5 protein-coding genes and 1 pseudogene are annotated in these 11,636 nt (G+C 63.7%); 3 read left to right on the top strand and 3 right to left on the bottom strand.

Annotation, left to right across the window (positions count from 1 at the left end; genetic code table 11):
- The first annotated feature begins 37 nt into the window (after positions 1–37).
- Positions 38–1,654, top strand: coding sequence for a bifunctional phosphoribosylaminoimidazolecarboxamide formyltransferase/IMP cyclohydrolase (gene purH, locus EOD15_RS18205; RefSeq protein WP_127408705.1), 1,617 nt, complete (start codon positions 38–40; stop codon positions 1,652–1,654).
- A gap of 169 nt (positions 1,655–1,823) precedes the next feature.
- On the opposite strand, the gene EOD15_RS18210 is transcribed toward purH, so the two are convergent.
- Complete coding sequence (locus tag EOD15_RS18210; protein ID WP_127322103.1) at positions 1,824–3,200, bottom strand: MFS transporter; 1,377 nt, start codon at positions 3,198–3,200, stop codon at positions 1,824–1,826.
- A gap of 342 nt (positions 3,201–3,542) precedes the next feature.
- On the opposite strand from EOD15_RS18210, the gene EOD15_RS18215 reads away from it, so the two are divergent.
- Positions 3,543–5,687 (top strand): TonB-dependent siderophore receptor, encoded by a 2,145-nt coding sequence (locus tag EOD15_RS18215; protein WP_127322102.1) that lies wholly within the window; start codon positions 3,543–3,545, stop codon positions 5,685–5,687.
- 84 nt (positions 5,688–5,771) lie between these two features.
- On the opposite strand, the gene EOD15_RS18220 is transcribed toward EOD15_RS18215, so the two are convergent.
- Positions 5,772–10,562, bottom strand: coding sequence for an NAD-glutamate dehydrogenase (locus EOD15_RS18220; protein ID WP_127408706.1), 4,791 nt, complete (start codon positions 10,560–10,562; stop codon positions 5,772–5,774).
- A 136-nt stretch (positions 10,563–10,698) separates the two neighbouring features.
- Here EOD15_RS18220 and EOD15_RS18225 point away from each other — a divergent pair, with 136 nt between their 5' ends.
- Positions 10,699–11,262 carry a peroxidase-related enzyme gene (locus tag EOD15_RS18225; RefSeq protein WP_127322519.1) on the top strand — a complete coding sequence of 188 codons (564 nt, stop codon included), beginning with the start codon at positions 10,699–10,701 and terminating at the stop codon, positions 11,260–11,262.
- A gap of 148 nt (positions 11,263–11,410) precedes the next feature.
- Here EOD15_RS18225 and EOD15_RS18230 read toward each other — a convergent pair.
- Positions 11,411–11,636 (bottom strand): annotated as a pseudogene (locus tag EOD15_RS18230) (LysE family translocator); the annotation flags it as partial.

Below are 11,636 nucleotides of genomic sequence, written 5' to 3' on the forward strand. Positions count from 1 at the left end.
GGCATCCATCACACCAGTCGTGAAAGGCTGCCAGCCCATGGCCGTCGCCGCCAAGAACATTCCCGCACCAGACCTTGTTCCCGTGCGTCGCGCCCTGCTCTCCGTTTTCGACAAGACCGGCCTCATCGATTTCGCCAAAGCGCTGGCAGCCGCAGGCGTAGAGCTGGTCTCGACCGGCGGCACGGCAAAGGCGATCGCTGACGCGGGCCTTCCGGTGCGCGACGTCTCCGAGCTCACCGGTTTCCCCGAGATCATGGACGGCCGCGTCAAGACCTTGCATCCTGGGGTGCATGGCGCGCTGCTTGGCGTGCGCGACGATCCGGAGCATTCCGCGGCAATGCGCAAATACGGCATCGAGCCGATCGATCTCGTCGTCTCCAATCTCTATCCGTTCGAGGAGGTCCGCCGCTCCGGCGCCGACTACGCGTCGATCGTCGAAAACATCGACATTGGCGGGCCGGCGATGATCCGCGCCTCGGCCAAGAACCACGCCTATGTCGCCATCGTCACCGACCCCGGCGATTACGCCTCGGTGCTGAATGCGCTGGAGATGAACATCGGCTCGCTGTCGCTGGATTTCCGCAAGAAGCTGGCGGCCAAGGCCTTTGCCCGCACCGCCAGCTATGACGCGGCGATCTCCGGCTGGTTCGCCGAGGCGCTCGAGATCGAACATCCGACATGGCGCGCCTTTGGCGGCAGGTTGGTCGAGGTGATGCGCTATGGCGAGAACCCGCATCAGAGCGCCGGCTTCTACGTCAACGGCGACAAGCGCCCGGGCGTCGCCACGGCGCGCCAGCTGCAGGGCAAGCAGCTATCCTACAACAACATCAACGACACCGACGCCGCCTTCGAACTGGTCGGCGAGTTCGACCCCGACCTTTCCGCCGCCGTCGCCATCATCAAGCACGCCAATCCGTGCGGCGTTGCCGAAGGCGCCTCGCTGAAAGCCGCCTACGCCAAGGCGCTGGCTTGCGACCCGGTCTCGGCCTTCGGCGGCATCATCGCCGTCAACCGCACTCTCGACGCCGAGGCGGCGGAAGAGATCGTGAAAACCTTCACCGAGGTGATCATCGCGCCCGGCGCCACCGATGAGGCAGCGGCCATCGTGGCGGCGAAGAAGAACTTGCGCCTGCTGGTCACCGGTGGGCTGCCGGACCCGCGCACGCCGGGCACGACGGTCAAGTCCGTCGCCGGCGGCCTGCTCATCCAGGGCCGGGACAACGCCGTCGTCGACGACCTCGAACTGAAAGTGGTAACCAAGCGGGCGCCGACGCCGGCCGAAATGGCCGACCTGAAATTCGCCTTCCGCATCGCCAAGCACGTCAAGTCCAACGCCATCGTCTACGTCAGGGACGGCGCCACCGTCGGCATCGGCGCCGGCCAGATGAGCCGGGTCGATTCCTCACGCATCGCCGCCCGCAAGGCACTCGACGCCGCCGAGGCCGCCGGCCTTGCCGAACCGCTGACCAAGGGCTCGGTCGTCGCCTCCGACGCCTTCTTCCCCTTCGCCGATGGCTTGCTGTCGGCAATCGCCGCCGGCGCCACCGCCGTCATCCAGCCGGGCGGTTCGATGAACGACAAGGACGTCATTGCCGCTGCCGACGAGCACGGCATCGCCATGGTGTTTACGGGGATCAGGCATTTCCGGCATTGACGCACTTCTTCCTTCTCCCCTTGCGGGAGAAGGTGGATCGGCGCGTAGCGCCGAGACGGTTGAGGGGTGTCCAGCGAAGTGAGACGTTGGTGTTCCCTGGAACACCCCTCATCCGACCTCGCTTCGCGAGGCCACCTTCTCCCACAGGGAGAGAAGGAAAGAGGCGCTCCTATCCCACCGGCCGGTCCGCCGGATAGGGCGTCATGACCAGGATCGCCATGCCGATGCCCAGGAACAGCACGATCACCGCCATGCCGAGCCGCGCCGAGCCGCTGGCCAGGGTGACCGACGCGACCATGAACGGCGCCAGGAAACTGGTCGCCCGCCCGGCCAGCGCATAAATGCCGAAATAGCGGCCGGATTCTGCCGCCGTGACGCTGCGCGCCATATAGGATCGCGACGACGCCTGCACCGGCCCGAACGCCACGCCGATCAACAGGCCAAAGAAGATGTAGGCTTTTTCCGCTGCCGTGCCGAACAGGCCGCCGCTGTCCGGTCCAGGCATCATCCAGAGGCCGAACAACGTATAGCCCGGCCCGGTCGAGACGATGCCGATCGTGGCGATGCTGAGCAGGACCAGCGAGATCATGACGATGGTTTTTGAGCCAAGCGCCGTATCAAGACGGGCTGCAACCAGGCAGCCGAAGATGGCGACGACGTTGAGAATGATGCCGAAAATACCGATCTCGGTGATCGACCAGTGGAACATCGCAGCGGCGAAAGTGCCACCCAACGCCAGCAGCGCGTTGACGCCATCCTGATAGATCATGCGGGCGACCAGGAAGCGGAAGATACCGCTGCGCTTACGCACCTCGCCCAATGTCACTTTCAGCTCCGCCAGCCCCTCTCGCACAGCCGGACCGATCGGCAGGCCCTTGATGGCGTCGGGCGTGAAAAAGAACATCGGCAGGATGAACAGGAAGTACCAGCCGGCTGACAAAGGCCCGGTTGCGCGCGCATCCTCGCCGAGCTTCGGGTCGAGTCCGAACAGCGGGTCGATGCCGATGATCGTCTTGCCGGTCTCCGGCGAACCGGCCAGGCAGGCGACGACGAAGACCAGCACGATCATGCCGCCGAGATAGCCAAGCCCCCAGGCCATGTTGGAAATCCGGCCGATCTCGCTCTTCGGCACCAGGCGCGGCATCATCGAATCGTTGAACACGGTCGAAAACTCCGCCGCCACCGACGCCAGCGAAAAGAACAGCACGACCAGGAAAAGGTTCGAACCGGGGGCCGCGAACCAAAGCGTGCAAAGGCAGGTGATCTTGACCGCGGCAAAGAATGCGATCCACGGCTTGCGCGGTCCGGTCTGGTCGGCGATCGAGCCGAGGATCGGCGACAGCACTGCAATGACAAGGCCGGCCGCGGCAATGCCGTAGCCCCAGGCCGCCTGCCCAGTTTCCGGATCGCTCGCCATCCGCGACACGAAATAAGGCCCGAAGATGAAGGTGGTGACGACGGTGAAGAACGGCTGCGCCGCCCAGTCGAACAACATCCATCCCCAGATGCCGCGCCCGGACGCACGCTGCACTGTCTCTACCGTCATGATGATCCCCCGGCACCGGTTCCGTGTCGGGCGCCATGTCTGCATGTTTCATGCGCTCATGCAATGAACCAAGCTTGGTGCCGTCCCTTGCCCCTCCGGGCGTTCGTTGTCCGAAAACCCAGCAATTGGCTTTCGTCCGCGACGCGCGACCAAGCCCTATTTTTTCTCGTGGGGGAAGTCGGACCGAAGGTCAGGCGCCGTCCTCCACCCCCTGCTTCGCGGCGATTGCCGCCGGCGCGAATTTCTTGATTATTTAAGTTGACTCTTTGACTAATTGCGCTCGCGCAGGGCCGGAAAGTCGCCGGTCGAACGGCTCGATATTGGTCTGACAGGGAATAAGAGATGACGATTGGTCGACAGGCATTGTCGCGCACTCAGGCAAGGCGATTGATTGCGAGCAGTGCCTTGATAGCGGCATCTTTTGGAGCGGTGGGGGCCGGCCGGGCCCAGGTGATTTCGCCGGACGATGCAACTCAACTGGAAACCATCGTCGTCACCGGCAAGTCGGACCGCCTTGTCGGGCCCGATCAAACGATCGTCGCCGAGGATACGGCGACCGGCACCAAGACCGACACGCCCATCGTCGACGTTCCCGCCTCGGTTTCAGTTGTTACCCAGAAGGAACTGGAGGCACGCCATGTCGAAAGCCTCCAGCAGGCCGTGGCCTATACATCCAGCGTCCTCACCGACGAGTTCGGCAACGATGACCGATTTGACTACATTCGTATCCGCGGTTTCGACCAGACATCGCTCGGCACTTATCGCGATGGTCTCACGGCGCGCATCCCCGCTTGGTTCACGGCCGGCCGTCTCGAGCCTTACGGACTTCAGCGCGTGGAGGTCCTGAAGGGATCGACATCGACGCTTTTTGGTCTCAACGGCCCTGGCGGGCTGGTCAATGCCATCACCAAGCGGCCGCTGGACCAGAAGCAGGGGGAGATTTACACGTCCTATGGCGACGGTACCAAGGAGGTTGGCGTTGATTTTGGCGGGCCGATCGACCCCGATGGCGTGTGGACCTATCGGCTCACAGGGCTGGCCAAGGATGGCGATCAAGGATGGGATTATTCCAACGACGATCGGCTTTACATCGCGCCCGCGTTGACCATCAAGCCCGAGGAAGGAACGTCGCTCACCATCCTGACTGACTATTACAAGCGAGATGGCACAGGCGCACGCGGCACCCCGGCTGGCGGCAATATCGACATCGGCACATTCCTGGGCGAGCCGGATTTCAACCGCTTCAACACGGAGCAGGTCGATATCGGCTACCAGTTCGAGCACGAGTTCAACGAGAACCTCACCTTGCGCTCCAATGCCCGCTACACGCATTTGAGCCTCGACTACGCCGAGGTCTACGGCGCGTCGCTTGACCCCACGGCGGACCGCACGGCATTTTCCGTCGATGGCATGTCCAACCGCTATGCCTTCGACAATCAGTTGCAATACGATACGGGCTGGGACGGGATCGACAGCAAGACGCTCGTCGGCGTCGACTACGCCAACGACAACACCCGTGAAAACATCCTCTTCGGCACCGCCGGTCCCATCGACATCGACAATCCGGCCTATTGCGGTCTGTCCTGCATCAATCTCGGCCCCTACGTGAACTGGCGGGTCAAGCAACAGGCGGTCGGTGTCTATGCCCAGGAGCAATTGACGTTTGACGACCGCTGGATCGTCACCCTGGGCGGGCGCTGGGACCGCGTGCATACGACGGCGGACTATCTCGACTCGGGAACGCAGGACGACGACACGGCGTCCGCCTTCACCAAGCGCGCCGGCCTGACCTACAAATTCACTCCGAACCTCGCGGTCTACGCCAACTATTCGGAAAGCTTCCAGCCGCTCGTGGCGCCAAGCGCCAATGGATATGCGGTCTCGGGTTCGCTGAAGCCTCAAGAGGGCAGGCAGTATGAGGCAGGTATCAAGTACAAGCCCGACGGCTTCGACGGCCTGTTCACGGCCGCGGTCTTCGACCTTACCCAAACCAATGTTCCGACCTATGTCACGCCTGTTGTCCAGCAGCAGATTGGCAAGGTTGGCGTCCGCGGCATCGAACTCGAGGGCAAGGCCGCCATTGCGGAAAACCTGAACCTGACACTTGCCTATTCCTACTGGGATGCCGAGATCCTGGAAGACGGTATTGGAGGAAATGCCGGCAATCGGCCGCAGCGTGTCCCTCGCCACCTGGCTTCGGCCTGGGTTGATTATACGCTACCCGAGGAGGGACGGCGTGGCGACCTGACCATCGGCGGAGGCGTGCGCTATATCGGACAAACCTACGGGGATGACGCGAACACGACTTCGATTGGCGGCTACGCACTGGTGGATGCGGCGATCAGCTACAAGATGACCAAGGACGTGACGTTGGCCCTGAACGCAACGAACCTGTTCGACCGGAAGTATTTGACAACCAGCTATTACGGAACCGAATTTTACGGCGACCGGCTGAAGATCGTCGGCACGCTCAAACATTCCTGGTGAGCTTGTAGAACGCTGGTTTCGAAGCGGATGGCATTCGAAAAGAGCCACACGCATCCGGTGATGCGTGTGGTGATCATCGGCGGTTCACATCCCCGTCAGATCGCTCATCAGCCCCGACGCCACCGACAGCCGCGACACGGTGATGTCGCCGCCCTCGGTCAGCGCCTGCAGCCGCTCGCGGATGCGCGCCACCCGCTCGCCACCGGCGTCCAGCCAGGCCGCCACCGGGTCCGCCGTCCCGGCGTGGCCTGTCAGTGCTGCGACCGCGATGCCGCGCCGTGCGCCGCCGATCGTGTCGGTGGCGCGCGACAGTGCAAGCTGATCATAGTAGTCCGAAGGCGTGATCGAGCGTGCGGCGTCCTCGACACGCGGGATGCGGAAGGCATCGCTGACGGCGAAGAACGCCTTGGCCGCGGCGACGATATCGGCGCCGGCGGTGCGCGCCGTCAGCGCGATGTCGGGGATGAGTTCCGCCACCTCGCTGAGCGCCAGTTGCCCGGCCAGCCCTTCCGGCGCACCGCTCTTGAACAGCCCGTGCCGCTTCTCCTCGATACGCTCGCGCGAGAAAGCCGGCAGCAGCGAAACGAGCTTGGGTTCCAGCGCCTTGCGTGCTTCCTGCAGCTCGGCGATGCGCTGGCCGAGGGGTGCCGTGCCGGCATCGTTCTTGAGATACCAGCCGCTGGTCACGTAGATCAGCCGGCTGACCATCTGATAGAGATCGAGTTGCACCTGGCCGTCGATCTGGTTGTCGAGCGCGTCGATCTCGCGATAGAGCGCCGACAGCGCAAAACCGTCGCGCACCAAGGCGAAGGTCCGCACCACGTCGGGGGCGGTGCGCCCCGTGGCTTCCTGCAGCCGGTTGACGAAGGATGGGCCGCCGCGATTGACCAGATCGTTGGCGACGACGCGCGTGATGATCTCGCGGCGCAGCCGGTGGCCATGGATCTCAGCGGCGTATTTCTTCGCCATCCGGTCGGGAAAATAGCCCATCAGGTCGCGATCGAAATGCGCGTCATCCGGCACGTCGCTGGCGACGATGTCGGAAAACAGCACGATCTTGGCATAGGCGAGCAGCACGCCAAGTTCGGCTCTCGTCAGCGGTTCGCCGCGCGCTTCGCGCTCGGCGAGCGCTGCCGGCGACGGCAGCGTCTCCACAGTGCGGTCGAGCAGGCCGCGCGCCTCCAGCGCCGTCATGAAGCGGCTCTGATGCGCGATGTCGGCGAGGCCGCGCTTGCGGGCGATCGAAAGCGCCAGCGTCTGCTGGTAGTTGTTCGACAGCACCAGCGAGCCGACCTCGTCGGTCATCTCGGCCAGCAGCTTGTTGCGTGCCGGGCGCGTCAACGACCCCTTGCGCATGGCGGATGCCAACGCGATCTTGATGTTGACCTCGACGTCGGAACAGTTGACGCCGCCCGAATTGTCGATGGCGTCGGAATTGCAGCGGCCGCCATTCAGGCCGAACTCGATGCGCGCCCGCTGCGTGACGCCGAGATTGGCGCCCTCGCCGATCACTTTCGCCCGGACATCGAGCGCGGTGATGCGAATGGCATCGTTGGCGCGGTCGCCGACCTCGGCATTGGTCTCTGTCGATGATCGCAAATAGGTGCCGATGCCGCCGAACCACAGGAGATCGACCGGTGCCTTGAGGATGGCGGTCATGATCTCGACCGGCGTGGCGGTGGTCTTGGCCAGGCCGATCGCCGCCGCCGCCGCCGCCGGCAAGGTGATCGATTTCTGGTTGCGCGAGACGATGATGCCGCCTTCCGACAGTTTCGTCTTGTCATAGTCCTGCCAGCTCGAACGCGGCAGCGCGAACATGCGCTCGCGCTCGGCCATCGAGGCTGCCATGTCGGGATCGGGGTCGATGAAGATATCGCGATGGTCGAAGGCGGCGATCAGCCGGGTTTTCGGCGACAAAAGCATGCCGTTGCCGAACACGTCGCCCGACATGTCGCCGACCCCGACGACGCTGAAGGACGAGGTCTGGATATCGCGGTTGATCTCGCGGAAATGCCGCTTGACCGCTTCCCAGGCGCCCTTGGCGGTGATGCCCATCTTTTTGTGGTCGTAGCCGGCCGAGCCGCCGCTGGCGAAGGCGTCGTCGAGCCAGAAGCCGTGCTTCTCCGAGATCGCGTTGGCGGTGTCGGAGAAGGTCGCCGTGCCCTTGTCGGCGGCAACGACGAAATACGGATCGTCCGGGTCGCGTCTGATGACGCCGGCCGGGGGGATGACACCGTCGAGACCGATATTGTCGGTGATCGACAGCAGGCTGGAGACGAAATTCTTGTAGGCCGAGGTGCCGGCCTCGAAGATCGCGTCGCGACCGGCGCTCATCGGCAGCTTCTTCGGATAGAAGCCGCCCTTGGCGCCAACCGGCACGATGACGGCATTCTTGACCTGCTGTGCCTTGACCAGGCCGAGCACCTCGGTGCGGTAGTCCTGGGCGCGGTCGGACCAGCGCAGGCCGCCGCGCGCCACCGGACCGAAGCGCAGATGCAGGCCTTCGACCTCGGAACCGTAGACGAAGATCTCTCGCCACGGCCGCGGCGCCGGCAAGCCCTCGACCGCGTGCGAATCGAGTTTGATCGCCAGCGACTGGCCTTTCTCTTTCGTATCGGCAACGAAATGATTGGTGCGCAGCGAGGCTTCGATCAGATTGAGATAGCGCCGGATGATGGTGTCGTCATCGATGTTCGGCACATCCTCCAGCGCGTCCTTGATCTTGGCCTTGAGGTGCTTTGCGGCCACCACGCCTTCGGTCTCGGCCGTCGGGCCAAGCCGGGCGATGAACAGCGCATGCAGGCCCCGCGCTATGTCGGGATAGCGATTGAGCGCGGCGGCGATGAAATCCTGGCTTTGCGGAATGCCCACCTGCTGCAGATAGCGGCCATAGGCGCGCAGGATGGTGATCTCGCCCGACCACAAGCCGGCGGTCTGGGCAAGGCCGTTATAGCCGTCATTGTCGACGTCGCCTCGCCAGACAGAGAGGAAAGCGTCCTCGAACAGCGCGCCGCCGTCAGTCAGGTCGATCGGCTTGCCGTAGCTGTTCTCCAACTCCATGTCATGGATGAAGACCAGGCCGGATTGTTCGTCGCCGACCTCGAAGGTGCGCTCGCTGATGACGCGGAAGCCGATGTTTTCCAGCACCGGCACCCGCCGCGACAGCGCCACCGGGCTGCCATGGTGATAGATTTTCAGCGCCGCCTGATGCGGTTTCTGCTCGGCATGACGATAATAATCGATGGCGATCTGATTGCCGGCGCTGATCTTGGCAATGCGCCTGGCATCGGCCAGCGCCACCGCCGCGCTGAACGAATCGCGGTAGCTTTCCGGCAGCCGCGCGGCAATCGCCTTCAAAGCCTGGTCGCCGCCACTGGCCTCGGCCGCATCGGAAAGGGCGTCCTCCCAGGTACGCACGATGTCGCGGATCGCCGCCTCTATCGTCGCTTGCTCGACCTTCGGCGTCTTGCCGCCGGAGCGGCCGATGATGAAGTGCACGCGCGCCAGCCCGCCCTCGGGAAAGGCCGGGTAGTAGGCCGACAGCCGGCCTTCGAATACGGTCTTCAGATACGAGCCGATCTTCTCGCGCACGACGCTGTCGTAACGGTCGCGCGGCACGAAGACGAGGATCGAGACGAAACGGTCGAACTGGTCGGCGCGCACCAGCGCCCGCACGCGTGGCCGCTCGACCAGGCCCAGAATGGCAGCGGCGTGCTTCCTCAGGATCGGCACCGGCACCTGGAACAATTCGTCGCGCGGATAGCTTTCCAGCACGTTGATCAGCGCCTTGCCGGAGTGATCGTGCCGGTCGAAGCCGGACTTGGCGATGATGGTTTCGGCCTTGGACCTGAGATACGGGATCTTCATGACCGAGCGCGTGTAGGCGGTCGAGGTGAACAGACCGACGATGCGCAATTCGCCCGCGAGCGTGCCCTTGGCGGTGTAGGTCTTGACGCCGATATAGTCGAGATAGATGCGGCGGTGCACGGAAGACTTGGCATTGGCCTTGGTGACGATCAGCGGCTCCGGCCCATGCAGGAAGGCGCGGATCTCCGGCGTCGTCGTCACCGCTTCGGTGCCGCGCCTGAGCACCAGCACGTCGGGGTCGGACAGGATGCCGAGGCCGGGCTTTTCAGCGCGCTCCAGCGTACCGCTTTCTTCGCCGCCGGTGTATTTGAACTCGCGCATGCCAAGGAAGGTGAAATTGTCGTCGCGCAGCCACTCCAGGAAGGCGAGGGCCTCGGCAACGCTCTTCTTGTCGAGCGGCACGGCCGTATAGCGGAATTCCGAGATCGCCTGATCGAGGCGGGCCAGCATCGGCCTCCAGTCGTGAACGGCGGCATGAACCTGGCCAAGGATCTTGCGCAGCCGCTCGCTCAATCCGCTCGCCTGCTCGGATGTCAGCCGCGGGATGTGGACATGGATGACGCTAAGCCGGTCGTGGCTGCCATCGTCCTTGGCGAAATTGCCGTCGCCGAGGATTTCTTCCACGCCGCCCTTGCCGTGGCGCACCACGATAACCGGATGGGTGACCAGGGTCGGTTCGCCCGATGTCTCGGTGATCTCGCCGAGGATGGAATCGAACAGGAACGGCATGTTGTCGTTGACGACTGTGACAACCGTCATCGGGCGGCCGTCTCGCACAACGCCCGAATCGGCATCGACGGCGACGACGCACTCGCCTTTCCTGTGAGTGGCGACTGCCTGGCCGGCGAGATCGGCAGCCCGCTCCAGGTCGGCCACATCGTAGGGAGCAATGTCTTCAGCTGGCGCGCGGGCGAGCAGATAGTCTGCAAGCCTGGCCGGCCTTTCCTCCGCTTTAATCGCTGCCGTGGCTTTTTTCTTCGGCTTGCTCGCGGATTTCACGCTGGCCATGACGCACGTCCCTCCCGTCGAATGCTTTTACGATTATGGTAGCAGATGACCGCTGTTTGGCGACAAAGGTTTGACGGCTTGCCAAGAATTATCGGAATTTGGCGACAAGATGCCGCGCAACGAGGAGAAATGACCCATGACCGGCAAAATCAGCGCGCTTGATCTTGGCCAGGGAGAGCTGAGCGAGGCGACAAAAACCTATTTCGCCAAATGCGAGGAGAAGCTCGGCCTCGTCCCCAACGTGCTCAGGGCCTATGCCTTCGACGACAAGAAGCTGCGCGCCTTCACCGACATGTACAACGATTTAATGCTGGGTGAGTCCGGGCTGACCAAGCTGGAACGCGAGATGATCGCGGTCGCCGTCTCCTCGATCAATCATTGCTACTATTGCCTGACCGCGCATGGCGCGGCGGTGCGCCAGCTCTCCGGCGACCCGCCGCTCGGCGAAATGATGGTGATGAATTTCCGCGCCGCCGATCTTTCGCCCAGGCAGGTGGCAATGCTCGAATTCACCGTCAAGCTGACGCAAGAGCCGGCCAAGATCGTCGAGGCAGACCGGGCCGCGCTGCGTCAGGCCGGCTTCACCGATCGCGACATCTGGGACATCGCCTCGACCGCTGCCTTCTTCAACATGTCGAACCGCGTGGCCGCGGCAATCGACATGCGCCCGAACGACGAATACCACGCCATGGCACGGTGAATTTGCTTTCTTCTCCCCTTTTTACGGGGAGAAGATGCCGGCAGACAGGCGAGGGGCGGCACCAACATCCGTGAATGGAGGGCCAACTTTGCGCTGCCCCACCCGACCCTTCGGGCCACCCTCTCCCCGTAAACGGGGCGAGGGAACGTCACCGAGCAGCGATCGCCGCCGCGGCGCCGGCCATCGTCGTCGCGCTGACGCGGTTGGCGATCTTCATGGCGCGTTTGCTCTTCAAAAGCTTGCGCGCCTGTGATGCGGCGAGCACCCAGCCGAGATCGATGGCGACCAGCACCACGGCCATGGTCGCCGTCAGCTCGACCCAGCCGACGATGCTGACCGAAGCGAGGTCGATGATGGTCGGCAGCAGCGCCAGG

Origin of the sequence: Mesorhizobium sp. M7A.T.Ca.US.000.02.2.1 (assembly GCF_003996995.1) — a bacterium.
In the GTDB taxonomy this organism is placed as follows: domain Bacteria; phylum Pseudomonadota; class Alphaproteobacteria; order Rhizobiales; family Rhizobiaceae; genus Mesorhizobium.